Source organism: Bradyrhizobium sp. 170 (genome assembly GCF_023101085.1).
In the GTDB taxonomy this organism is placed as follows: domain Bacteria; phylum Pseudomonadota; class Alphaproteobacteria; order Rhizobiales; family Xanthobacteraceae; genus Bradyrhizobium.
The window spans coordinates 7,402,971-7,427,983 of the sequence record NZ_CP064703.1; the positions used below are offsets into that span (position 1 = coordinate 7,402,971).

Annotated in this window: 22 protein-coding genes; 12 read left to right on the plus strand and 10 right to left on the minus strand. The window is 63.3% G+C overall.

The features are described 5' to 3' along the window. Positions 1-42: 42 nt before the first annotated feature. Positions 43-1,461, minus strand: a complete 1,419-nt coding sequence (locus IVB05_RS34525; protein WP_247780448.1) for an FAD-linked oxidase C-terminal domain-containing protein — start codon at positions 1,459-1,461, stop codon at positions 43-45. 145 nt (positions 1,462-1,606) lie between these two features. On the opposite strand from IVB05_RS34525, the gene IVB05_RS34530 reads away from it, so the two are divergent. After that, entirely contained in the window at positions 1,607-2,092 is a 486-nt protein-coding gene (locus IVB05_RS34530) for a thioesterase family protein (RefSeq protein ID WP_247787230.1), read from the plus strand. A gap of 8 nt (positions 2,093-2,100) precedes the next feature. Here the strand turns inward: IVB05_RS34530 and IVB05_RS34535 are convergent, their stop codons facing one another. Further along, on the minus strand, positions 2,101-3,672 hold the full coding sequence (locus tag IVB05_RS34535; protein WP_247780449.1) for a helix-turn-helix domain-containing protein: 1,572 nt from the start codon (positions 3,670-3,672) through the stop codon (positions 2,101-2,103). A 158-nt stretch (positions 3,673-3,830) separates the two neighbouring features. On the opposite strand from IVB05_RS34535, the gene IVB05_RS34540 reads away from it, so the two are divergent. Continuing rightward, positions 3,831-4,673 (plus strand): class I SAM-dependent methyltransferase, encoded by an 843-nt coding sequence (locus IVB05_RS34540; protein WP_247780450.1) that lies wholly within the window; start codon positions 3,831-3,833, stop codon positions 4,671-4,673. A 71-nt stretch (positions 4,674-4,744) separates the two neighbouring features. Next, complete coding sequence (locus IVB05_RS34545) at positions 4,745-5,566, plus strand: alpha/beta hydrolase (protein WP_247780451.1); 822 nt, start codon at positions 4,745-4,747, stop codon at positions 5,564-5,566. A 36-nt stretch (positions 5,567-5,602) separates the two neighbouring features. On the opposite strand, the gene IVB05_RS34550 is transcribed toward IVB05_RS34545, so the two are convergent. Continuing rightward, positions 5,603-5,776 carry a DUF1328 domain-containing protein gene (locus IVB05_RS34550; RefSeq protein ID WP_247780452.1) on the minus strand — a complete coding sequence of 58 codons (174 nt, stop codon included), beginning with the start codon at positions 5,774-5,776 and terminating at the stop codon, positions 5,603-5,605. Positions 5,777-6,065: 289 nt separating this feature from the next. Here IVB05_RS34550 and IVB05_RS34555 point away from each other — a divergent pair, with 289 nt between their 5' ends. The 4 genes from IVB05_RS34555 to IVB05_RS34570 all read left to right on the plus strand — a co-directional run bounded on the left by IVB05_RS34555 (position 6,066) and on the right by IVB05_RS34570 (position 11,644). Beyond that, positions 6,066-8,741, plus strand: a complete 2,676-nt coding sequence (locus tag IVB05_RS34555; RefSeq protein WP_247780453.1) for a UvrD-helicase domain-containing protein — start codon at positions 6,066-6,068, stop codon at positions 8,739-8,741. Positions 8,742-8,880: 139 nt separating this feature from the next. Beyond that, the gene (locus tag IVB05_RS34560) at positions 8,881-9,804 is read left to right on the plus strand and encodes an ABC transporter ATP-binding protein (RefSeq protein WP_247787232.1); all 924 of its coding nucleotides are present in this window, start codon (positions 8,881-8,883) and stop codon (positions 9,802-9,804) included. Continuing rightward, positions 9,801-10,562, plus strand: a complete 762-nt coding sequence (locus tag IVB05_RS34565) for an ABC transporter permease (RefSeq protein ID WP_247780454.1) — start codon at positions 9,801-9,803, stop codon at positions 10,560-10,562. The genes IVB05_RS34560 and IVB05_RS34565 overlap by 4 nt, the downstream gene beginning before the upstream one ends. 293 nt (positions 10,563-10,855) lie before the next feature. Then, a complete protein-coding gene (locus IVB05_RS34570) occupies positions 10,856-11,644 on the plus strand; it encodes a L,D-transpeptidase family protein (RefSeq protein ID WP_247780455.1) in 789 nt (262 codons plus the stop codon). Between the two features lie 33 nt (positions 11,645-11,677). Here IVB05_RS34570 and IVB05_RS34575 read toward each other — a convergent pair whose 3' ends face one another. The 3 genes from IVB05_RS34575 to IVB05_RS34585 form a co-directional block, all read right to left on the minus strand. After that, complete coding sequence (locus IVB05_RS34575) at positions 11,678-12,136, minus strand: DUF6691 family protein (protein ID WP_247780456.1); 459 nt, start codon at positions 12,134-12,136, stop codon at positions 11,678-11,680. Between the two features lie 3 nt (positions 12,137-12,139). Then, positions 12,140-12,565: a YeeE/YedE thiosulfate transporter family protein gene (locus IVB05_RS34580; RefSeq protein WP_247780457.1), complete on the minus strand. Its 426-nt coding sequence runs from the start codon at positions 12,563-12,565 to the stop codon at positions 12,140-12,142. 71 nt (positions 12,566-12,636) lie between these two features. Continuing rightward, positions 12,637-14,922 carry a fused MFS/spermidine synthase gene (locus IVB05_RS34585; RefSeq protein WP_247780458.1) on the minus strand — a complete coding sequence of 762 codons (2,286 nt, stop codon included), beginning with the start codon at positions 14,920-14,922 and terminating at the stop codon, positions 12,637-12,639. A 168-nt stretch (positions 14,923-15,090) separates the two neighbouring features. Between IVB05_RS34585 and IVB05_RS34590 the strand changes: the two genes are divergently transcribed. After that, entirely contained in the window at positions 15,091-16,692 is a 1,602-nt protein-coding gene (locus IVB05_RS34590) for an NAD(P)/FAD-dependent oxidoreductase (protein ID WP_247780459.1), read from the plus strand. Positions 16,693-16,761: 69 nt separating this feature from the next. Here the strand turns inward: IVB05_RS34590 and IVB05_RS34595 are convergent, their stop codons facing one another. From IVB05_RS34595 to IVB05_RS34605, 3 genes are all read right to left on the minus strand, one after another. After that, positions 16,762-16,917: a hypothetical protein gene (locus IVB05_RS34595; protein WP_247780460.1), complete on the minus strand. Its 156-nt coding sequence runs from the start codon at positions 16,915-16,917 to the stop codon at positions 16,762-16,764. A 63-nt stretch (positions 16,918-16,980) separates the two neighbouring features. Then, a protein-coding gene (locus IVB05_RS34600; protein WP_247777928.1) for an IS630 family transposase occupies positions 16,981-17,924 on the minus strand; the annotation gives its coding sequence in 2 pieces (ribosomal slippage) (positions 16,981-17,586 and positions 17,589-17,924; 942 coding nt in all). Positions 17,925-18,420: 496 nt separating this feature from the next. Beyond that, positions 18,421-18,585: a Flp family type IVb pilin gene (locus IVB05_RS34605; protein WP_247780461.1), complete on the minus strand. Its 165-nt coding sequence runs from the start codon at positions 18,583-18,585 to the stop codon at positions 18,421-18,423. Positions 18,586-18,788: 203 nt separating this feature from the next. Here IVB05_RS34605 and IVB05_RS34610 point away from each other — a divergent pair, with 203 nt between their 5' ends. After that, entirely contained in the window at positions 18,789-19,679 is an 891-nt protein-coding gene (locus tag IVB05_RS34610; RefSeq protein WP_247780462.1) for a 50S ribosomal protein L11 methyltransferase, read from the plus strand. Positions 19,680-19,685: 6 nt separating this feature from the next. On the opposite strand, the gene IVB05_RS34615 is transcribed toward IVB05_RS34610, so the two are convergent. Beyond that, entirely contained in the window at positions 19,686-19,874 is a 189-nt protein-coding gene (locus tag IVB05_RS34615) for a hypothetical protein (RefSeq protein ID WP_247780463.1), read from the minus strand. A 191-nt stretch (positions 19,875-20,065) separates the two neighbouring features. Between IVB05_RS34615 and IVB05_RS34620 the strand changes: the two genes are divergently transcribed. From IVB05_RS34620 to IVB05_RS34630, 3 genes are all read left to right on the plus strand, one after another. Beyond that, positions 20,066-21,901: an aminopeptidase P family protein gene (locus IVB05_RS34620; RefSeq protein ID WP_247780464.1), complete on the plus strand. Its 1,836-nt coding sequence runs from the start codon at positions 20,066-20,068 to the stop codon at positions 21,899-21,901. Positions 21,902-22,167: 266 nt separating this feature from the next. After that, positions 22,168-23,451: a multidrug effflux MFS transporter gene (locus tag IVB05_RS34625; RefSeq protein WP_247780465.1), complete on the plus strand. Its 1,284-nt coding sequence runs from the start codon at positions 22,168-22,170 to the stop codon at positions 23,449-23,451. A gap of 742 nt (positions 23,452-24,193) precedes the next feature. After that, positions 24,194-24,799: a WG repeat-containing protein gene (locus IVB05_RS34630; protein WP_247780466.1), complete on the plus strand. Its 606-nt coding sequence runs from the start codon at positions 24,194-24,196 to the stop codon at positions 24,797-24,799. The last annotated feature ends 214 nt before the right edge of the window (positions 24,800-25,013 follow it).

Here is a 25,013-nt window from a genome sequence, read left to right on the forward strand (position 1 = left end):
GTGCATCACCGCTGACGTCCGCCCCCGCGTCAACGAATCCCTCTACCCCACCGGCACGATCTTGCCGGGATTGAAAATGTTCTGCGGATCGAGCGCCTGCTTCAGGGCGCGCATGGCGTCGATCGCCTCGGGACCAAGCTCGGCCTCGAGGTATTTCTGCTTGCCCTGCCCGATGCCGTGCTCGCCGGTGCAGGTGCCGCCCATCGCCTGCGCGCGCTCGACGAGGCGATGCATGAAGTCCTCGCCGCGCGCCATTTCCTCGGCGTTGTCGACGTCGCAGACCAGCGAACAGTGAAAATTGCCGTCGCCGACATGGCCGACGATCGGCGACAGCAGACCGAGCCGCTTCAGATCGTCCTCGGTCTCGGTGACGCAATCGGCCAGCCTCGAGATCGGCACGCAGACGTCGGTCGCCACCACGCCCGCCCCCGGCCGCAGCGCCTTCACCGACCAATAGGCGTCATGCCGCGCCTGCCAGAGTTTTGTGCGGTCCTCCGGCTTGGTGGTCCAGGTGAAATCGCCGCCGCCGCATTCCCTGGCGATCTCGCTGAAATTTTTGGATTGCTCGGCCACCTCGACCTCGCTGCCATGAAACTCCAGAAGCAGCAGCGGGGTCTCCGGCAAGGTCAGCTTCGAATAGGCATTGCAGGCGCGGACCTGCTCGGCGTTGAGCAGTTCGATCCGCGCCAGCGGAATGCCGGTCTGGATGGCAAGGATCGTGGCCTGACAGGCGCCGCGCACGGTCTCGAACGAACAGGCGGCGGCGGCGATCGTCTCGGGGATGCCGCGCAGCTTGATGGTGAGTTCGGAGATGATCCCGAGCGTACCTTCGGCGCCGACGAACAGGTGCGTCAGGTCGTAACCGGCCGCTGATTTTTTTGCCCGCGTGCCGGTCGTGATGATCTCGCCGTCGCCGCGCACCACTTTCAGCGCCAGCACATTGTCGCGGATGGTGCCGTAACGCACCGCATTGGTGCCGGAGGCCCGCGTCGAAGCCATGCCGCCGAGCGAAGCGTCGGCGCCGGGATCGATCGGGAAGAACAATCCCTGGTCGCGCAGATGTTCGTTCAGCGCCTTGCGGGTGACGCCGGGCTGGATCACGCAATCAAGGTCCTCGGCATGAACTTCTAGAATTTGGTTCATGTCGCGCAGGTCGATGCAGACACCGCCGGCCGGGGCGTTGACCTGGCCCTCCAGCGACGTACCGGTGCCGAAGGCGATCACGGGAACCGAGTGTTTGGCGCAGATCCGCACCACGTCCTGGATGTCCTGGGTTTCCTGCGCCATCACCACGGCATCGGGTGGCTGCGTCGGCAACCAGGTCGTGGTATGGGCGTGCTGCTCGCGCACCGCCTGCGAGGTAATCAGCCGGTTGCCGAATCGCGCCGCCAGCGCCTCGATCGCGCTTGCCAGCGCCTGCGGCTCCGGCCGCTTCACACTACCTGATATCATCGTCGCCACGCCAAATTCCTCCGGATTTGAGCGGACCGTGGCAAAGGATATAAGGGGGGTCAAGAGACCCGTAAAAACAAAGGGATGGATGATGACGACCGCTGCCGCCGCCAAGGAAAACTTGAAGGATAGTTTGAAGGACAATTTGAAGGATATGCCGTTACCGCCGGCTCCGTTCCTGTCCTCGGTGATGCAGATCGAACCGCAATGGATCGACTATAACGGCCACCTCAACATGGCCTATTACAACGTCATGATGGACCGCGCGATCGACGAGATGTGGCTGCAACTCGGGATCGGGCCGGCCTATATGAAGGAACGCCACTGCTCGACCTTCACCGCCGAATGCCATGTACGCTACATACGCGAGATTCACCTCGGCGATCCCGTCCAGATTTCGGTTTATCTGTTAGGTCATGACGAGAAGCGGCTGCACACGTTCGAGGAACTGCGCCACGCGACCGAAGGCTGGCTCTCCGCGACGTCGGAAAACATGACCCTCCATATGGACATGAATGCGCGGAAGGTGGCTCCCTTCCCGCCCGATATCCGCGCCCGCATCCAGGCGGTGGTGGACTCGCATGCCGCCGTGCCGCGGCCCGAGGGTATCGGCCGCAACGTTGCGATGCCCCGGAAATAGATTTCGGTTCAGGCCGGCAGCCCGACCTCTTGAAGGGCCCCGAAAACCAGGTCGCACTGGCTTGACGGCAGCGGCGGCATGCCTCGCTCCACCTCCGACACCGTGAGATCGGGATAGTGCTGCCGCAGCGCACCGAGGCTGCGGCGGGCCAGCGGCCCCTCTCCGGCGAGCACATAGGCGGGGCACAGCGTTCGATGCACCCAGCTTGAGGAAGGGTGTTCGGCCAGTGCGCGTTCCTGCCAGACGGCCGCATCGGCATATTGGCCGGCGTTGAAATGCGCGCAGCCGATTCCGACCATGCTGTTGAAGGCGAGCGGATCGTGCGGCGCCAGGTCGAGCGCGATCTTGAAGCGCTCGATCCCGGATTGCGGGTCACCCTTGTAGACGTCGATCCATCCGCTGCGACTCCACGCCCAGGCAGATCCGCCGTCGACCGCAAGCGCCTTTCGAATGACAACATCCGCGGCGTCGACCTCGTTGAGCAACGTCAATGCATTGCCGAGAACCGCGAGCACCGTGGCATCGTTGCAAAGCCTGCTCGCTCTGTGCGCCAGCGCGAGGCTCCGGGCGCGCTCTTCCAGTGGCGAATGCGTGAAGTGATAGACAACGCGCTGGACATGCGCCCAGGCCGCCAGCGCGATGGCCAGCGGATGATCGGGATCCAGATCGAGTGCGCGCTCCAGTAGTTCGAGGGCGCGGGCATTGCCGTCGGCATCGAGCGACAATACGCCCGGCATGGCGCGCAGGGCGAGATCGTGCGCGCCGAGGCAGCTCGCCGGCTTTCGCAAGGCGCGATCGATCTCAGCGACGCGCAGGCATGGCTGCAGCGCCGCGGCGATCCTGGTCGCGAGATGTTCTCCGGTCGCGGTTTCGTCGCACGGCAAACCGTCGGCGCGATGGGCCCAGAGCTGGCCGCCGGTTTCAGTGTCGATCAGCCGGAAGGTCAGGCGCGTCTGCGGACCTGATCCCCGCATCGAGCCGGTCAACTGATAGCCCGCCGTCCGCGGGCTGGATGCGACCGAAATCCCGGCGCGCGTGAGTGCGGCGGCAATATCGTCGGCGATATCGGCCGCCATCTCCAGATTGTCTGTCGTAGCCTCAATCGGCCCGAAGGCGACCGCCGGCCGGTCCCGCGCCGATCCAAACAGCGAAGGCATGGCGCCGAGCGTAGCCGTGAACACCGCCTGCCGCTTCAGCGTCTGCGACGGCGTCTCGCCGTAGCGGCGGCGATACGCGATCGAAAACCGGCCGCAATGGGAAAAGCCGCAGCGCAGCGCGACATCCATGATTGTGACGCCGGGCGCCCCCTGCAGCAGCTCGCGGCGGGCGCATTCGAGCCCGATGTCGCGAAGCACGGCGCGCGGGGTCTTGCCGACAAAGCTGAGAAACTGGCGCTGCAGGGTTCGCCCGGTAGTGCCGGCGATGGCAGCGAGCTCCGACAAGCGCCAATTGTGGCCGATGTTGGAACGCATCGCGTCCAGCGCACGCCTGACACCGCGCGGCACCGGCGACGTCGCCGATGAAATGCGTTGTGGAATGTCTTGTGAAATGCCTTGTGAAACGTCCTGGCCGGCAATCATCCGCAACTCCAAAGGCCCTGGTTGTGAGTCCTGGGAACAGCGGAAAGGTTCACGATCGGGATAGCCGTGTCGCGAAGTGGATAGCCGTCCGGCGGTCCTCGGGCCTAAAGCCCGGACCACGCCGAAACCGTCAACCCACGCCTCCAAGGAGGAAGCCCATGGCTACACCCACTGCCGTCAAGAGCGAGCAACCCGGCCAGATCGACCTTTCCGCCCTCAAGACCAAGCAGCACGGCGCCTGGTCGTCCGGCGACTATGCCGTCGTCGGCACCACGCTGCAGATCGTCGGCGAAGAGCTGTGCGAGGCCCTCGATCTCAGGGCCGGCCAGAAGGTGCTCGACGTCGCCGCCGGCAACGGCAACGCCACGCTTGCCGCCGCGCGCCGCTGGTGCGAGGTGACCTCGACCGATTATGTGCCGAGCCTGCTCGAACGCGGCCGCGCGCGTGCCGCGGCGGAAGGCCTGTCGGTTCAGTTCAAGGAAGCGGATGCCGAGGCCCTCGACTTCGGCGATGCGACCTTCGATACCGTGCTCTCGACCTTCGGCGTGATGTTCACGCCGGACCAGGACCGCGCGGCTTCCGAATTGCTGCGGGTCTGCAAGAGCGGCGGCAAGATCGGCCTCACCAACTGGACGCCGGATGGCTTTATAGGGCAGTTGTTCAAGACGCTCGGCAAGTACCTGCCGCCGCCCGCCGGCGCGAAATCGCCGGCGCTGTGGGGAACGCAGGCACGTATCACGGAGATGTTCGGCGCGTCGGCAGCCTCGATCAAGGCCGAGAAGCGTCACTTCACGTTCCGCTACCGCTCGCCGATGCACTTTCTCGACGTGTTCAGGAATTACTATGGGCCGACGCTGAAAGCCTTTGCCGCACTTGATGAAACCAACCAGCGCCGCCTCGCCGACGATATCCTGAGACTGATCGCATCGATGAACCGCGCCGAGGACGGCACCATGGTGCTGGCGAGTGAGTATCTGGAAATTGTCGTCACCAAGCGTTGATTCAACTGTGACGCGGCGACGGCCCCAACGGGCCGCCGCCCGTCCGTGGTGTACACGAAGGAACTTCCAAGATGATTTACCAAACGCCCGGGCTCATCGATTACCAGGAGGCCGGCAAGGGCCCGACCGTAGTGCTCGTGCCGGGCTCATGCAGCACCGGCGCGGCCTGGCGGCCGGTCATGGGTCATTGGCAGGGCCAGTTCCGCTGCGTGACCACCAGCCTGCTGGGATATGGCGGCACCGCCGAACGCCGCACCTCAGATGATACCGATATCGCCCATGAGCGCGAAATCCTCGAGTCCGTGATTCGTCGTACAGGCGGCCCGGTGCATCTCGTTGGTCACTCGTTCGGCGGATTGACGGCGCTTGCAGTCGCACTCCGGGGGCGTGTTCCGCTGCTCAGCCTGACAATCGCCGAAGCACCGGCCATGGAAATCCTGAAAGAAACCGGAGAGCAGCAGCACTATGACGCTTTCCGGAACATGTCCCGCGCCTATTCCGATGCTGTCATGCGCGGCGAAACCGATGCGATCGCGCGAATGGTCGACTTCTACGGCGGCGCCGGCACCTTCGCCGCCTGGCCGCAGCGCGTTCGGGACTACGCCATCGAAACGACCTCTGCGAATTTGCTGGACTGGAAATCGGCTTATGGTTTTCGACTCACACCCATGTCACTGGCGACCGTGAAAATTCCCACGCTCGTCATATGGGGTGAAACCAGTCATCCGGCTGTACGTCGGGCCAACGATTGCCTGAGCCGGTATATCCCGGAGGCCAGCCGCGCAACGATTGCCGGCGCGGCTCATTTCATGATCGCGACCCACCCGAAGCAATTTGCGGACCTGATCGTCCGTCACGTCGAGCGGTCCAGTCCGTTGGCGGCCGCGCAGTAGTTCGCGCGGCGCCGCGCCCAGTTTACGGCGCCTGCGCTAGACGTTGCTGCGTCCGCGCACCAGTCCGACCACGGCCGAGATCAGAAACAGGATCACGGCGATAAAGAAGATCGCCTTGGCGATTTCGACGGAAGCGCCGGCGATACCGCCGAAGCCCAGAATACCCGCGATCAACGCGATGATCAGAAACGTAACGACCCAGCTCAGCATGGCACCACCTCAATTGGCTGTTGCTCTCGCGATGGCGGCGACTGCGGCGTCGCGCACCGACTGACAGAACAATCCGGCCCCGAAACGATGGTTCCTGGCGGCAAAACCCCGAAATTTGACGATTCCGGCGGAACAAAATCGCAGACTTGCCTCGAAATCGGCCCAGCAAAAGTACCGGGATAAAACCTGTCAAAACGGCCGGACAAACCCTATATGGCCCTTAATCCCTGCTATGAAGGCTCCCCTTTACCGCCTCACGGTGCCATCGTGGGGCCAAGACGATTCGAGCATGACCGAGCCGAGCAAACTGCCTCATCACGGCGTCCCCGAGCACCAGCCAGCGGCTGGCGGCATCGCCGCGCGTGCGCGGGCCGCAGCCGGCCCGCAATATCTCAACGGCCTCAATCCCGAACAGCGCGATGCGGTCGTGACGCTGGACGGACCGGTTCTGGTGCTCGCGGGCGCCGGCACCGGCAAGACGCGCGTGCTGACCACGCGGATCGCCCACATCCTGAGCCAGGGCCGGGCGCGGCCGCATGAAATCCTGTCGGTGACCTTCACCAACAAGGCCGCGCGCGAGATGAAGCTGCGGCTCGGCCAGATGCTCGGCCAGGCCGTGGAAGGCATGCCGTGGCTCGGCACCTTCCACTCGATCGGCGGCCGCATCCTGCGCTTCCACGCCGAACTGGTGCAGCTCAAATCCAATTTCACCGTGCTCGATGTCGACGATCAGGTGCGGCTCCTGAAGCAATTGCTGCAGGCCGAGAGCATCGACGACAAGCGCTGGCCCGCACGCATGCTGGCCGGACTGATCGACGGCTGGAAGAACCGCGGCCTGACGCCCGGCCAGGTGCCGGCGGGTGAAGCCGCCATGTTCGGCAACGGCAAGGGCGGCAAGCTCTACGCCAGCTATCAGGAGCGGCTGAAGATTCTCAACGCCGCCGATTTCGGCGATCTCTTGCTGGAGAACATCCGGCTGTTCCGCGAGCATCCCGACGTGCTGCGGCAGTACCAGAACCGGTTCAAGTTCATTCTGGTCGACGAATATCAGGACACCAACGTCGCGCAGTATCTCTGGCTGCGGCTGCTGTCGCAGGCGCCGTCGCGGCCAGGCGTCCCGCTTTCCGCGATCATTCCGGGAGCCACGGATACTTCCGTCATTCCGGGGCGCATCGAAGATGCGAACCCGGATGTGCAATCGCACATCCTGGATGTGGAATCGCACATCGGCGAATCTGGAGATCAGGAGGACTCACCTCGGGATTCCGGGTCTGCGCTTTCAGCGCATCCCGGAATGACGGCTGAACAGTCGACCGCTCCCCTCAAAAACATCTGCTGCGTCGGCGACGACGACCAGTCGATCTATGGCTGGCGCGGCGCGGAGGTCGACAACATCCTGCGCTTCGATCACGATTTTCCCGGCGCAAAGGTCATCCGCCTCGAACGCAATTACCGCTCCACCGGCCATATCCTGGCCGCCGCCTCGCATCTGATCGCGCACAACGAAGGCCGCCTCGGCAAGACGCTGCGTACCGAAGATGTCGACGGCGAAAAAGTCACCGTCACCGGCTCTTGGGATTCGGAAGAGGAAGCCCGCGCCATCGGCGAAGAGATCGAGGAATTGCAGCGCTCCGGCGAAAACCTCAACGAGGTCGCGATCCTGGTGCGGGCCTCGTTCCAGATGCGCGAGTTCGAAGATCGCTTTGTGACGCTCGGCCTGCCCTATCGCGTGATCGGCGGTCCGCGGTTCTACGAACGCGCTGAAATTCGCGACGCGCTGGCATATTTGCGCGTGATCAATTCACCGGCCGACGATCTCGCCTTCGAGCGCATCGTCAACGTGCCCAAGCGCGGGCTTGGCGACGCCACCGTGCAGATGCTGCACGACCACGCCCGCAAGCGCCGCATTCCCTTGTTCGAGGCCGCCCGCGCCGTGGTCGAGACCGACGAACTGAAGCCGAAGGCGCGCGGGTCGTTGCGCGATCTCATCCTGCATTTCGACCGCTGGCGTGTGCAGCGCGAGGTGACTGCGCATACGGAGCTCGCCGAAATCGTGCTCGACGAGAGCGGCTATACCGAGATGTGGCAGAAGGACCGCTCGGCCGATGCCGCAGGCCGGCTGGATAACCTCAAAGAGTTGGTTCGCTCGATGGAAGAGTTCGAGAACCTGCAAGGATTCCTCGAACATATCTCGCTGGTGATGGACCGCGACGGCGGCGCCGCGGATGAAGCCGTCTCGCTGATGACACTACATTCGGCCAAGGGGCTGGAATTCGACAATGTGTTCCTGCCCGGCTGGGAAGAAGGCCTGTTTCCGAGCCAGCGCACGCTCGACGAACAGGGCCGCGCCGGTCTCGAAGAAGAGCGGCGTCTCGCCCATGTCGGCCTGACCCGTGCCCGCCGCCGCGCCAAACTCTATTTCGCCACCAACCGCCGCATCCACGGCACGTGGTCGACCACGATCCCGTCGCGCTTCCTCGATGAATTGCCGGCGGCCAATGTCGAGATCACGGAATCCAAGGGTGGCTCCGGCTGGGGCGGCAGCGGCGGCTACGGCCCCTCGCGTTTCGACAACGTCGAATCCTTCGGCTCCAGCTACACGACGCCGGGCTGGCAGCGCGCGCAGGCCAATCGCAACCGCGGCCAGGGTGGTCGCGGACAGGCCCGCGGCGGTTTCGAGGAAAGCCAGTCGCCATTTTCAGGCTCGCGCAGCGATGCCGGCTCGCGCGGCGATACCTTCTCAGGCGGCGGCTTTTCGCGCAACAAGCGCGGTCCGATGGTGATCGAAGGCGAGCTGGTCGCGAAATCCACCGGCACCGTTTCGGAATTCTCGCTCGACGACCGCGTGTTTCACCAGAAATTCGGTTACGGCAACGTGGTGAAGATCGACGGCAACAAGCTGACGATTGCGTTCGAGAAGGCCGGCGAGAAGAAGGTGGTCGATAGTTTCGTCGAACGGGCTTAAGGGCGATAATTTTTCCCCACGCGATTGCATAAGCGGCACAGCGTTCCTATCTCCCGGTTCCCACCCCTTCCCCGCGTCGATCCGGCCGAAGCGCCGCTGTGTCGTTCGCCCATATCCATTTCAGACTGCCATGCTCGCGATGCCACCCATCATATCCGTCTCAAATCTCTCGAAAACCTACGGCTCCGGCTTCAAGGCGCTGAACGGTATCAATCTTGACATCAAGCGCGGCGAAATCTTCGCGCTCCTTGGCCCGAACGGCGCGGGCAAGACCACGCTGATCAGCATCATCTGCGGTATCGCCAATCTGAGCGAGGGCAGCGTTACGGTGGACGGCCATGACATCAACCGGGATTATCGCGCCGCGCGCTCGCTGATCGGGCTGGTGCCGCAGGAACTGCACACCGACTCCTTTGAAACCGTATGGGCGACTGTCAGCTTCAGCCGCGGCCTGTTCGGCAAGCCCAAGAATCCAGCGCACATCGAAAAGGTCCTGAAGGACCTGTCGCTGTGGGACAAGAAGGATTCCAGGATCATCACGCTCTCCGGCGGCATGAAGCGCCGCGTAATGATCGCGAAGGCGCTGTCGCACGAGCCGCAGATACTGTTCCTGGACGAACCGACCGCAGGCGTCGACGTCGAATTGCGCAAGGGCATGTGGGAAGTGGTGCGCACCCTGCAGGCCTCCGGCGTCACCATCATCCTGACCACGCACTACATCGAGGAAGCCGAGGAGATGGCCGACCGCATCGGCGTCATCAACAAGGGCGAGATCATCCTGGTCGAGGACAAGGCCGGGCTGATGCAGAAGCTCGGCAAGAAAGAGTTGAAGGTGCATCTGCAAGGCAGGTTAGAGGTGATCCCCGCTTCGCTCGCCGCCTACAATCTCGAACTGTCGGACGATGGCCACGCGGTGATCTACGACTACGACACCAAGGGCGACCGCACGGGCATCACCAGCCTGCTCAATGACCTCCGCAGTGCCGGCATTCGCATCTCGGACCTCGATACCCGCCAATCTTCCCTCGAAGACATCTTCGTCAACCTGGTGAGGGCGCCATGAATTACCGTGCGATCCGCGCCATCTATCTGTTCGAAATGGCCCGCACCTGGCGCACGCTGCTGCAGAGCATCGTCTCGCCGGTGGTTTCCACCTCGCTTTATTTCGTGGTGTTCGGCGCCGCGATCGGCTCGCGCATCACCGAGGTCGAGGGCGTCAGCTACGGCACCTTCATCGTGCCGGGGCTGGTGATGCTGTCGGTCTTGACGCAAAGCATCGCCAACGCCTCGTTTGGAATCTATTTTCCGAAATTCGTCGGCACCATCTACGAAATATTGTCGGCGCCGATTTCCTATTACGAGATCGTGATCGGCTATGTCGGCGCGGCCGCGACCAAATCCATCATCCTCGGCCTGATCATTCTCGCTACCGCGTCGCTGTTCGTGCCGCTGCACATCATGCATCCCTGGTGGATGCTGACCTTCCTGGTGCTGACGGCGGTGACGTTCAGCCTGTTCGGCTTCATCATCGGCATCTGGGCCGACGGATTCGAGAAGCTGCAGATGATCCCGATGCTGGTGGTGACGCCGCTGACCTTCCTCGGCGGCAGCTTCTATTCGGTGAACATGCTGCCCTCAGGCTGGCGGACGATCACGCTGCTCAATCCCGTGGTCTATCTGATCTCGGGCTTCCGCTGGAGCTTTTACGAGATCGCCGACGTCAGCGTGGGCTTAAGCCTCGGCATGACGCTCGGCTTCCTCGCCATCTGCATGGCCCTGGTGTGGTGGATTTTCCGGACCGGCTACCGGCTGAAGAATTGACGCCAGACTCGTAGCCCGGATGGAGCGAAGCGCAATCCGGGACACCTGTTCAATCATTGGCAGCGGCCCCCGGATTTCGCTTCGCTCCATCCGGGCTACGGCCCGCTGAGACGCTGCTCGCGAAAAAGTCAGCGCCGCATCCGATTGCGCCGTCCTGCCGCCTTGTTTGCGCCGCGGGCGGCGTTAACGATTGCGGCGCAGGCCACTGGAACCAGTGCCGGTTTCCGGGCATATTGGGTGCTGGGGGACGGAGAGCCGGCAGCTTTAGTACAGAGGCGGAGGCCAAAAGTAAAATGCGTTCCTTCCTCGTTGCTGTCACCGCCCTGACGCTGTTTGCCTCCGGCACAGCCCAAGCCAAAGTCGCCATCACCGTCGACAAGGATAACCAGCAGATGACCGTCGCCGTCGACGGCGTCGAGCGTTACACGTGGCCGGTATCGTCAGGCATTCCCTCCTACGAGACGCCGAACGGCAGCTTCCGCGCCTTTCGCATGGAGGAGGACCACTACTCCAAGGAATTCGACGAGGCGCCGATGCCGCACTCGATCTTCTTCACGAAGATCGGCCATGCCATCCACGGCACGGACTCGGTCAACCGCCTCGGCTCTCCCGCGTCGCATGGCTGCGTGCGGCTGTCGCGCGAGAATGCCGCAAAGCTCTTTGCGCTGGTCAAGGACCAAGGCGTGCTCAACACCACGGTGACGCTGAGCGGCTCGTCCCAGGTCGCACTGGCGCGCAATCCGCGGCCGCGCGCCAACACCGCCGTCGCCCGCCGCGCGCCGCTGCCGCAATATGAGCAGCAATATGACTCCGCCGGCGATCCCGTCGTGATCACGCCGCCACAGCAGCGCGTGGCGCCGCAGGCGCGGGCCGACGATGGCTACATCTATCCCGCCGACGGCTCTTCCAATGAAGCGCGCTATCCCGCACCGGGCCGCCGCGTCTACGACACCCAAGCCTATCAGCAGCAGCCGCAGCAGCAATACTACGGCAACCGCGGCTATGTGCCGGCGCCACAGGGCTACTACTATCAACCGCGCCAGACTTATCAGCAGCGCGGCCTGTTCAGCTATCAGGATTAGCCGGCGAGTTCAGGACGTCCGCGAGCCGTCATTTCAGCCGTCCGCCGCGCTCTCCAGCAGACGTTCGCGTTGCGCCGTCAGCCGCGACTGTTGCCAGGCATCGTGAGCCACCATGCCGGCGACCATCGCGACCACGAAGACGATGACCCCCGGCGACAGCGTCGCCAGGCTCTCCAGTGCCGGCCCGGGGCATAACCCGACAAGACCCCACCCGATTCCGAACAGCGCGGCGCCCGCGACCAGCGGCAGATCGATTCCCGATTTGCCCGGCCGAAAATATTGCCCGGCAAACCACGGCTGCGCATTGCGATCAGCCAGCCTGAAGCCGGGCACCGACACTGCGAGCGCCGCGGCCATCACCACGGCAAGGGTCGGATCCCACGCGCCGAAGATATCCAGAAAACCCAAAACCTTTGTCGGCTGCACCATGCCTGAAATCAGCAGGCCCGCGCCGAAGATCAGGCCGCAAATCAAGGGGGCAATGATCCACATGGCTCAACCTCCCAACACGTGGTGCGTGACCGCCACCGTAACGACCGCCGTCACCATGAAGACGATGGTGGCGGCGATGGAGCGCGGCGACAGCCGTGCTATTCCGCAGATGCCGTGACCGGAGGTGCAACCGCCGCCAAGCCGGGTGCCGAACCCGACCAGCAGTCCTGCTGCGATAATGACGGCCCAACTCGATGGCAGCTTGGGCTGCGCCATTCCGTAACCGATCAGGCCGGCGATGACGGGCGCGAGAATGAGCCCGGCGATGAAGGCGATGCGCCAGCCCTTGTCCTCGCCGCGCAAATTCAGCAGGCCACTGAAGATGCCGCTGATGCCGGCGATCCGGCCGGTCGACAACATCAGCAGGACGGCGGAAAGCCCGATCAGCATGCCGCCGATCGCGGCCGACACGGGAGTGAAATTGGCCATGACGGGTTTTCCTTCGTTGGGGCGTACTCAATCATAGGCGCGCCTTGCCCGACCGCAACCCGTCTACTCTTCTACTCTTCGCCGTTCCTGAGCCGCCGCCATACCGCGCCCAGCACGTTGGAGTAATCGTCGGTCCAGACGCGCTGGTGATCCTCGGCCTCGGTCAGTGCCCATTTATCCGACGACGCCAGCTTGCCGACGTCGGCCTCTTCGCGCGCCGAGACCACGACCGAGGTCGAGAAGATGTATTCATTGTCGCGGCCGGAATCCTCATTGTAGACCCAGCTCTTCAAGTCGTTGGCGTCGGCGATTCCGACGACGACGCTCGACAGTTCCAGATGCCGGTTGGAGACGTGCATCACCACGGCCCCCTGCGGCGCCAGCTTGGCCTTGTAGATTTCCATCGCCTCTTCGGTCGCCAGATGAATCGGAATCGCATCCGACGAATAGGCGTCGACGATGATCAGATCGTAGACGCCATCGGGCTCACGCGCGAAGGTCAGCCGCGCATCGCCGATCACGGGCTCCAGGTTCGGCTCGCAAACGTGGATGTAGGTGAAATATTTCGGGTCGCGCGCGGTATCGACCATCGACTGGTCGATCTCGAAGAACTTCCACTCCTCGCCGGGCTCGGAGGCGCAGACCAGCGTGCCGGAGCCGAGCCCGATCACGGCAACCCGCAGCGGCGCCGCTTTACGCTCGCGGATCGCCGCGATCGCCTGACCGATGCCGCCGTCCTTGTGATAATAGGTGATCGGCTCCGGCTGGCCGGTGACCGGCGTGCCGTCGTCGTTCTTGAATTTCTCGGCGCCGTGAATCGTGGTGCCGTGCATCAGCACGTGATACTGGCCGTTCGACGTCACCACGATCTTGTGGACGCCGAAGAAGCTGCGCACGGTCTCCACCCGTCCCTCGTCGGAGGGGTAAGCGCGCAGCAGCACCAGCGCCACCGCGACGGTCGCAAATATCTTCCAGCGGTTGGCGTTGAGCGCAAGCGCCAGCAGTGCCGAGAGCACGCCGACCGCGCCGATCACCCAGACCCTGTTAGGGTCGAGCCAAGTGAACAGTTTTCCGGTCGACCAGGTCGGTGCGATCAGCGCCACCGCCAGCACCGCAAGGAACGGCCAGTACCAGTGGCTCCAGCGCGGCAGCCGCTCGTTGCCGGTCGGACGGCACAGCGCCGCGAGCGCCAGCAGGATCGGATATTCCGCGACCCATGAGAAGGTGAACGGCGCGATCAGGCCGGCGAACAAGCCGCCGACCATGCCTCCGAACGACAGCGCGACGTAGAAGCCGGTGAGATACTTCGCCGCCGGGCGGGTGCGCGCCAGTTCGCCGTGGCAGGCCATCGCGATCACGAAGAAACACAGCTGATGGCCACCAAGCGTCAGCAGCAGGTTCTGTTCGCCGCCAAACGCAAGCAGCACCACGACACCCGCAATTGCCAGCGGTTGCGCCAGCAGCATCCATTTGTGCGGCAGCAATGGCCGCGACTGGAACACCAGCACCCAAGTCAGGAGATAGAGCGACAGCGGCAGCACCCACAGCAGCGGCGCGGCGGCAACGTCGGTGGAAATATGCGCGGTCACCGCGATCAGCAGCCCCGACGGTACGGCGGCAAGGAATATCCAGCGGGCGCGCAGAATCCACGATGGCGCCGGCGCGTCGCTATCGTCGTCCGGCATGTTCAACTTTGCCGCATTCGCCGGCGAGCGCAGCAGCAAGACGCCGCAGGTTGCGATCAGCACGATCAAGAGGCCATAGCCGCCGGTCCAGATCAGGTTTTGCGTGCGCAGCGTGAACATCGGCTCGAGCAGCACCGGATAGGACAACAGCGCCAGGAAGCTGCCGATGTTCGAGGAAGCATAGAGGAAATAAGGGTCGGGGCCGTTGGGGTGGCCGGTACGGACGAACCAGGCCTGCAGCAGCGGATTGTTGGCCGCGAGCGCGAAGAACGGCAGCCCGATCGACACCGCAAACAGGCCGAGCAGCCAGAGTGCATAGCCTGAATTCGGCGGATCGCCCCACCCGCTTGAGATCGACAACGGCAGCGTCAGCATCGCACAAGCGAGCAGCACCAGATGGATCGCCACGGGAATCGCGCGGTTGCGGAGCTGCATCAGAAAATGCGCATAGGCATAGCCGCCGAGCAGCAGCGACTGGAAGAACACCATCGCCACCGACCACACCGCCGGCGAGCCGCCGAGCCGCGGCAGCACCATTTTGGTGAACAAGGGCTGCACCGAAAACAGCAGCAGCGCGCTGACGAAGATCGCGGCGGTGTAGACGACCAGGACCAGCCGGTTCCGGCTTTCGGAAGGCTGGTCCGCTGAAACGGACGGATCGGGAGAAATCATCAAAACTCCGGCTGGAAACCGGCGGGCGCCGGTGGCGGGATGCCCGGCAGGGCCGCCGGCGGGGCGCAATGGAGCATAGGGCGACACGGCGAGCAATGCGGGATAAGAAAGCACGGATAGGGCGCGCCGCGCCCATCCCGATCAAACCTTCTTGAAGCTGAAGCTGGCATGAACGAGACGGACGTTGTCATCATTGGGGCGGGGCATAACGGCCTCACCTGCGCGGCCTATCTCGCGATGGCCGGCCTGCGCGTAAAAGTGGTCGAGCGCCGCAAGGCGGTCGGCGGCGCCGCCGTGACCGAGGAATTCCACCCCGGCTTCCGCAACTCGGTGGCCGCCTATACGGTCAGCCTGCTCAATCCGCAGATCGTTGCCGACCTGAAACTCGCCAATCATGGCCTGCGCATCGTCGAGCGCCGCGCGCAGAATTTCCTGCCCGCGCCCGACGGCAGCTATCTGCTGACCGGCGAGGGCCGCACCCACCAATCGGTAGCAAAACTCAGCGAGCGCGATGCGGCCACGATTGATGCCTTCTCGCGCGAACTGGAGGCCATCGCCGACGTGCTGCGGCAATTCGTGCTGCGCGCGCCGCCGAACATCGTCGAGGGCTTTGGGATCGGCGCGATCCGCGAAGCCTTCAACGCCATCGGCACGGCCGGCATCCTGCGCAAGCTATCGCTTGAACAGCAGCGCAATCTGCTCGACCTGTTCACGCGCTCGGCCGGCGAGATGCTGGACGAGCGTTTCGAGAACGACCTGGTGAAGGCGCTGTTCGGCTTCGACGCCATCGTCGGCAATTACGCCAGCCCCTACGCGGCGGGCTCGGCCTACGTCATGCTGCACCATGCGTTCGGCGAGGTGAACGGCAAGAAGGGCGTGTGGGGCCATGCGATCGGCGGCATGGGCGCGATCACGCTAGCGATGGCGCGCGCGGCGCGCGGGCATGGCGCCGAGATCGAAACGGAAGCCGGCGTGCGCGAGGTGATCGTCGAGGGCGGCCGCGCCGCGGGCGTCATCCTCGACAATGGCGAGGCCATCCGCGCGAAATACGTCGTCTCCGGCGTCAATCCGAAATTGCTGTATACGCGGCTCGTGCCGTCGGGCGCGCTGGCGCCGGAATTCCTCGAACGGATCTCGCGCTGGCGCAACGGCTCCGGCACCTTCCGGATGAATGTCGCGCTGAACGCCCTGCCCTCTTTCACTGCATTGCCCGGCGCCGGCGATCATCTCACCGCCGGCATCATCCTCGCGCCCAGCCTCGGCTACATGGACCGCGCCTGGCAGGATGCGCGCAGCCATGGCTGGAGCCGTGAGCCGGTGGTGGAAGTGCTGATCCCCTCGACGCTGGACGATTCGCTTGCGCCAGAGGGCCAACATGTCGCGAGCCTGTTCTGCCAGCATGTCGCACCGGAATTGCCGGACGGAAAGTCATGGGACGACCATCGCGAGGAGGTCGCCGACCTCATGATCGCGACGGTGGATAAATTCGCGCCGGGCTTTGGGACAAGCGTGATCGGCCGTCAGGTGCTGTCGCCGCTCGACCTCGAGCGGCAGTTCGGCCTGCTCGGCGGCGACATCTTCCATGGCGCCTTGACGCTCAATCAATTGTTCTCGGCGCGGCCGATGCTGGGCCATGCCGATTATCGCGGGCCGCTGAAGGGCCTCTATCATTGCGGCTCGGGCGCCCATCCCGGCGGCGGCGTCACCGGCGCCCCCGGCCACAACGCCGCGAGGACCATCCTGGGCGATCACCGCGCGCTTTTCGGATAGGCCGATAGAACGCACAAGGCGCGACACCGGGATCGGCGTCGCGCCTTGTGAAACGATCAAATTTTCAAATCAAACGGCGTCGTAGGCTTCGACCGGAAGCGAACGCGATTCCTGCATCGACAGCGCCAGCGAAGGCGTCGCGCCGCCGGACACGGTGGCCGACGGATAGCTCACATACGCGCTCAGGGCGCACATCAAGGCAATAACTACAGTAATTTTCTTCACGTTGAATTCCCCCTGTTGTTTTTCGCTGTTTTCAGCGTGCCCCGTTCCTAGAGCGTGATGAGTCTAGGTTTGGTCATAACCGGCGTTGGCGAAGTAATTGGCGCATTCGGCCGGTGATACGGTGTCGAGGATTGGAGCGATAGCATCGTAGACGGCCTCGGTGGTTCGCTGCGCGGCTTTGCGCAGCCAGTGTTTGAACTTGGCAAAGAACTGCTCGATTGGGTTGAGATCTGGCGAGTATTTCGGCAGGTAGAAGAGTCTTGCGCCGGCGGCACGGATGGCGCGACGCACGGCGCGGGCCTTGTGCGAGCCAAGATTGTCCATGACCACGATGTCGCCGGGCCGCAGGGTCGGAACCAAAACCTTCTCGATGTAGAGAAGGAAGGCTTCGCCGTTGATTGGCCCCTCGATGAACCAGGGAGCGGTGATGCGATCGTGGCGCAAAGCGGCCATGAAGGTCATGGTGTGCCAGCGGCCGTGCGGCACCTTGGCTTTGAGACGTTGACCACGCGGCGCCCAGCCCCGTAGCGGCGCCATATTGGTTTTGGTCCAGGTCTCGTCGATGAACACCAGCCGAGTGGGATCGATCCGATTCTGATACTTGGTCCACTGCATCCGCCGACGGGCAACATCGGGACGATCCTGCTCGGCGGCAATCAGCGTCTTTTTTTGTAACTGAGCTTCTCAGCGTGGAGGAACTCCCACATCGTGCGGTAATCGACCTTGAGCCCACGCACAGCGAGTTCGGCCACCAGCCCGCGCACGGTAAAATCCTTCCGGCACCGTTGCATCAGCCATTCGCGGTGCGGCCCCGCAATCTTCTTTGGCCTATAGCCGCCGATCTGGTCCGGCTTGACGCTGCCGGTCTCGTGGAAGCGCTGTACCCAGTTGATCGCCGTGCTGATGCCCACCCCAAATTGGGCGGCCGCCTGATGCCTCGACAGGCCGCCTTTGATGACAGCCTTCACCACCCGCTCACGAAGGTCGTTCGAATAGGGTTTTCCCATCCATGCTGGCCTCCTTCCCAGCCAGCATGTTGAATCAGAAGCCTTCCGATTTGGGAATCCTCAATCGATTCAAACTAGACCCATCCCGCTCTAGGCGTGGCAACTTAATGTGCGGTTCCATCTGGTCGGTTGGAGGGAGGCGTCTGGGGCTGCGGTGAATCGCGGGTGTACGCAGCGGCGGCGTAAACCGGATCTTAACCAGCTCCCCGCCGATCCGGCTCCAGCATGCGGCTGGCTGGGACAATGTGTGTAAGGCCGGTGGATAACGACGGGGAAAAGCCTGTGCATTGGGTATCGAAAACCGGCCGTGGCGGTTGTGGAAACCTCGCCGCAGCGCCTGTGGAAAGCATCGGGATGCTTTCGCGGATAGCCGGTTGGCAAATGCCCTGCTCGGCTGTGGATAGTCAGTGGAGATTGCGTGCGCAAATCCCGCCCCAAAAAAGGACGGGGCCGGCGTTTTGGCGCGCCGGCCCCGAAATGCCCCCGAAATGGGCGATTACTTCAGCGAGTTCGAGATCGTAACGAAGTTCGTCGACAGCTGGGTGCCGAGACCGTTCACGGCGGTGATGATCGCAATCGCGATACCCGCTGCGATCAGGCCATACTCGATGGCCGTGGCTCCTGATTCGTCCTTAAAGAATGACTTAATGATCGATTTCATGGCTGGTTCCGACCTGGGGTTTATGTTCTCGGAACACAGGTTTCCCCTGCAGTTCCTATCGGGGAACCTACGGAAATGAATCTAAGGCTGTCCTAACGGCCACCACTCAACTTTTCCGAGTAGTACGACATGAAATTTGCTCAAATTTGAATGAAGCGCTACTTCCCCCAAACGAGTCTTCCCGCTTTTCTCCAGGTCCTTCAATGACTTCTATCGCCCCTACGTACCGTGTCAGCTTTGCAATCGGTGACGAGCACGCGGCCAAAGGCGTGGTCGATGCCCTGACCGAAGTTTTTTTTGAAGGCCAGGCCGCGGTCGCCGCGTTCGAACGGCCGGATGGCCGATGGGACGTCACGGTGCATTTTGCCGAGCCGCCTGATCAGTCGCTGGTGCGCGAACTCGTTGCCAATGCAGCCGGTGCAGAAGCCGCAGAGGGCATCGCCTTCGACACGGTCGAGGCCAAGGATTGGGTCAAGGCCAGCCTCGAAGACCTCGTCCCTGTGCCCGCCGGACGTTTCGTGATTCACGGCCAGCATGACCGCGAGAGGATCGCGGCCAACAAGCTCGGCATCGAAATCGAGGCGGCGCTGGCATTCGGCACCGGCCACCATGGCACCACGCGCGGCTGCCTGCTGCTGCTCGATCATGTCCTGAAAGCCTGGCGCCCGCGCCGCGTGCTCGATCTCGGCACCGGCACCGGCGTGCTGGCGATCGCCGCCGCCAGGGCGCTGCATGAAAAGATACTGGCCAGCGATATCGATCCGCCCTCGGTGCAGGTCGCCCGCGAGAACGCGCGGCTGAACGTGTCAGGGCATCTGGTGCAGGCGATCCGCGCTACCGGCTTCGCGGCCCCGCAATTCGTAGCCGCCGCGCCATTCGATCTGGTGCTGGCGAATATTCTCGCCAATCCGTTGCGGCAGCTGGCAGGGCCGATGGCGCGGCATCTGGCGCCATCGGCCTTGGTCATTCTGTCGGGCCTGCTGACGCACCAGGCGCCCGGCGTCATCGCTGCCTATCGCGCCCGTGGGCTGGTGCCGGTGCGGCACCTTCGCATCGACGGCTGGAGCAGCCTGTTGCTGCGCAAGGTGAACTGAAACTCTCTAATCCTGCGATGTGTGCCGGTTGCGGGCGACTCCGTCCTTTTCTTCCTTCAACGTACGTTTGACGCGCGCTTCCGCGAACCGGTCGAGGATCTGGACGATGACGCCGCGCTGTTTCTTGTTGGCGACCGGCGGGACCGGGCCGCGGTCGGCCGGTGGCGAAATCTTCTCAAACGTGAAAGCAGGCATGGTGTATCCCCTCTTCGTTGAGTTGAAACACTCCTGGAGCCTCCCGGATATCCTGAGCCGAACAGCCTGCACCCGCAAAACCGTTCGATCCGACTAACGCGGACGGATATATTGAAGCACGGATTATGCCAAATTGTGGCCATGCCGGCCGCATTGCGGACCGCTCCACCCAACTCTAAAGTGACAAGGCGATGTTCGAAGCCCATTTCCAGACATTCGAAGAACCCGAGAGCGGCATCGCGCTGACCGCGCGGCTGGGTACCTTCCGCGAGGAACTGGCGCGCCGGAAGCTGACCGGATTCGTGATTCCCCGCGCCGATCAGCAGCAAAACGAGTATGTCGCGGCCTCCGAAGAGCGGCTGTCCTGGCTCACCGGCTTCACCGGCTCGGCCGGTATGGCTGTTGTCCTGACGCGCGAGGCCGCCCTTTTCGTCGATGGCCGCTATACGCTGCAGGCCGCCAAGCAGGTCGACCGCAAGGCCTGGCACATCGAGCCGCTGGCCGATCCGCCGCCGGAACACTGGCTGACCAAGCATCTCGTGGCCGGTGACCGCCTCGGTTTTGATCCGTGGCTGCACACTTCGGCGGCAACCGAGCGTCTGGCCGCCGCTTGCGCCAAGGCCGGCGCCGAATTGATCGCGGTGGACAGCAATCCGGTGGATTCGGTGTGGCATGAGCGCCCGGCCCCGCCGCTCGGCCCCGTCGCCGTTCATGGCACGCAATTTTCCGGCGAGATCGAAGCCGAAAAACTCAAGCGGATCCGGCTCGAGATGAGCAAGCTCGGCGTCGAGGCGCTGGTGCTATCTGATAGTCACGCGGTGGCCTGGACCTTCAACGTCCGCGGTGCCGACGTCTCGCACACGCCGCTGCCCTTGTCCTACGCGCTGGTGCCGAAGGACGGCCGCCCCACCGTCTTCATTGACCACCGCAAGCTGTCGAACCTGACACGCGACCATCTCGAACAATCCGCCGATGTCCGGGAGCCCGACGCGCTGGTGCCTGATCTGACCGAGCTCGCGCGCAGCGGCGCCGCGATCGCCCTCGACAGCGCCACCGCCGCGGACGCGTTGAGCCGCCTGATCGCAGGCGCCGGGGGAAAGCCGGTGCGCGGCAACGATCCGGTGAGCCTGTTGAAGGCGGTGAAGAACATCACCGAGATCGAGGGCACGCGGACCGCGCACAGGCGCGACGCGGTGGCGCTGACACGTTTCCTCGCCTGGATCGACCGCGAGGCGCCCTCCGGCGCGCTGACGGAGATCGACACCGTCGAGGCGCTGGAAACTTTTCGGCGCCAGACCTGCGCGCTGAAGGATGTTTCGTTTCCCACGATCGCGGGCACCGGACCGAACGGCGCCATCGTGCATTACCGCGTCACCCGCAAGAGCAACCGGCGGATTGCGCCCGGCGACCTCCTGCTGATCGATTCCGGCGCGCAATATGAAGACGGCACCACCGACGTCACCCGCACGATCGCGATCGGCAAGCCCACCGACGAAATGCGCGACCGCTTTACCCGCGTGCTGCGCGGGCACATCGCGATCGCGCGCGCGATCTTTCCCGACGGCACCACCGGCGCACAGCTCGACTCCTTTGCACGGCAATTTTTGTGGCAGGCCGGCCTCGATTTCGAGCACGGCACCGGCCATGGCGTCGGCAGCTACCTCTCGGTACATGAAGGCCCGGCGCGCATTTCAAAACTCGGCACCACGCCGCTGAAGCGCGGCATGATCCTTTCCAACGAGCCCGGCTATTACAAGACCGACGCCTACGGCATCCGGATCGAGAACCTCGAACTCGTCATCGGCACTGACGTCGCCGGCGCCGAGAAGCCGGTGAACGCCTTCGAGACGCTGACGCTGGCGCCGATCGACCGCCGCCTCATCGACGTGAATATGCTGAGCGCGACGGAACTGAAATGGCTGAACGATTACCACGAGCGCGTCAACCGCGCGGTGCGCCCGCATCTCGACGACAACGCCACGAAACTATGGCTGGATGACGCGACGGCAGCGATGCTGCCGCTTTAATCGTTGCTGCCCCGCCGCTCGTCATCCCCGCGAAGGCGGGGATCCAGTACGCCGCGGCCTATCCATTCATCACTAACGTCTCTGGAATACTGGATCACCCGCCTTCGCGGATGATGACAGGGGAGTTTGTTTCGCGCGACGGAACGTGAGCTCCCCGCCTCCCGAATTCGGCATGGCCGCATGCTGAAACATCCGTATCCGCCATGAGCCATCGCGCTATGGTCTGATTCAACCAACAGAATCTTCAACCAGCGGGATCGGACTGAATGCACGGCGTCGTGGGCAAGCCGCCCGGCGCGGCGGCGAACAATAATGCCGTCGCGACATCGAAAATCATGCTGCTGATGCTGGTCGCGATGACCGGCGTCGCGCCGATCTCGCTTTACATGCTGGTGCCGGCGCTGCCCGTGCTGGCGACGACGTTCGGCAGCGACATCTCGATCGCACAGATGACGGTGTCGCTGTTCATGGTCGGCATCGCCTGCTCGCAGCTCATCATGGGGCCGCTGTCGGACAAGTTCGGCCGTCGTCCGGTGCTGCTCGCGGGCCTTGCCCTGATGGTGGCAGCCAGCATCGGTTGCTCGCTGGCGCAGACGCTGCCGCAGTTGATCGCCGCGCGGTTCCTGCAGGCGCTCGGCGGCGCCACCGGCATGGTGGTGAGCCGCGCCATCGTCCGTGATCTCTACAGCCGCGACCGCATCAGCTCCATGATCAGCCTCGTCATCGGGGTGATGATGGTGGCGCAGATGCTGAGCGCCCTCGCCGGCGGCCTGCTGGAGACCGCGTTCGGCTGGCGCGCGATCTTCTATTCCATCACCGCGGCTTCACTCGGTGTTGCCGTGCTGATCGCCGTTGCGCTGCCCGAGACGCGGCGCGACCGCGGCGTGAGCAGCAGCTTCCGCGGCGATGTCGGCAAGCTGATGCGCGACCGCGCCTTTCTCGGCTATGTGCTGTGCCAGGTGCTGGCTTCGCAGATCATCTTCACCTTTGCCGGCGGCGGGCCTTACATCGTGGTGACGCAGATGGGCCGAACCACCGCCGAATATGGCGCATGGTTCGCGACCACCGGATTTGCGTATCTGGTCGGCAACCTGTTCTGCGTCCGCTTCGCGCCGCGCCATTCGCTGGAGAAGCTGATCTGGTTCGGGCTGGCGCTGCAGTTCGGCGGCGCGCTGCTGAATCTTCTCCTGAGCATCGCCGGGACCAACCAGGCGCCGCTCTGGCTGTTCGGCACCCAGATGATCGTGATGGTCGCCAACGCGTTCGTGATGAACAATGCCTCGGCCGGCGCCATCAGCGTGCGGCCCGAGGCCGCCGGCACCGCGGCGGGCGCGATGGGCTTTCTGCAGCAGGGCATCGGCGCGCTGGTCTCGCAATTCGGCGCCTATCTCGGCGGCCACTCCACCACCACACTGCCGTTGACGGCCGCGATCTTCGCCCTCTCGATCGCCTGCGCGTCGGCGATGTTCTTTCTGGTACCGCGGCCAACGGTCGTGGTCAGCGAGGAATTGATCAAGAAGGCGGAGGAGGAAGAGAGCGGGATGTTGTGAGGGCCCCAAATTGCCGATACCGTCATTGCGAGCGTAGCGAAGCAATCCATCTTTCCGTGCATGAGGTGACAATGGATTGCTTCGCTGCGCTCGCAATGACGGTGGATACAGCTTCGCGTTCTCGCGGCGCGTTCGCCCGAGGTTTGCTGGAGAACTTCCTGCCCTCTTTGTCAGAGGGCGCAGGGAAGACCGGGTGAACGCTGCACCCGCGGTCCCATGTGCAAAGCGCACTTGGCAAAAACGCACATGAGCATACAGGTTCAGCGGAAACACTCCGGCCTTCCCTGCGCAATGGCTTTACGGCTTATATCGAGCTCTCCCCGGTGAACGGCTCTTTTGCCACCGTCGCCACGCAGGAAATAAACCCGCGCAACTTAATGCCAGCACCGCGACATCAGGACCACACGACTTCGCCGTACGCTCAAGCCACACACGTCAGTCGCAGCTCTCGCGTCCATCGCATCTCACCGCACGTTCGTGACGATGGCCAACGCCCCTCATCCGCCGTGAGACGGGCGGTGTTATGCGACTGATTTGGCCTGAGCGTTAAGCGAAATATTTTTGCATAAGGGGCTGGACAGACTTTTGGTGATTTGCCCGTCGTGCCAATTGGTCGCACCCGACGACGTCATTTCGTCGTTGCGAGCCAGGCAAATCAATCCATCACTTTCTTTATGCCGCAATGGATTGCTTTGCTCGCAATGACGGCCGGATAGAGCCAGCCCTGCGACGAGCGTGCCTCATGCCTGATTTTCTCAAGATTGTTGTGCTGGGCGCTCTGCTTGCACTCTCGTCCAAGCCGGTCATAGCAAAAGATCAGGACACGGTTGCGCCTGTGGTCTTTGATTGCTGGGAGCCCGAGCGCACTTTCAAGCAGTGTGCGGCAACCGGCCCCGACGGGCGGCCGCGCTTGAAGCGATCCTATTTGGCTCGACTTCGATATGACCGTGATGGGCTGGCTTCCGTCTTGTTGTTCGTTGAGACTGACAAACGGAACGCCCAATGGTTCTACGTTCGACGTGGCGTCATCCCAGTGCCGGTTAAAACAATGGACAACGGCCCGGACTATTTCGAGGACGGTCTCGCGCGATCGCCGGTCGGCGGCAAGATTGGATACATCGACCGCAAACTCAATCTCGTGATCCCGGCGACGTATGACGGCGCCTATCCATTCAAGGATGGAGTTGCCGTTGTCTGCACGTCTTGCACTATTGTCTATGACCGCACTGTCGCTGAAGGCGAGCGCAGCTGGTACGAGGGCGGACAATGGGGACGCATCGACCGCAGGGGACGTGTGGTCTCACCCTTCCGATCGTGGGAGACATATCAGCGCCTCGAATTCAACTGACGATCGAACCCTTGTGATTTTATTCGAAACGAGCCACGCGTCCTTCTAGCTAGAACCAAGGCGTTCCACCCACGGCCTGGCAGCGCCCCAACCAATAATGAAGTCATGGTGATTGCTGCATAGGAGGTAGCTCGCATCTTGGTCACAAACATAAAATTCAAGCGCCGGACATTCATTCAAGACGCACAGCAGATCAGGACCGCTGCTAAACTTC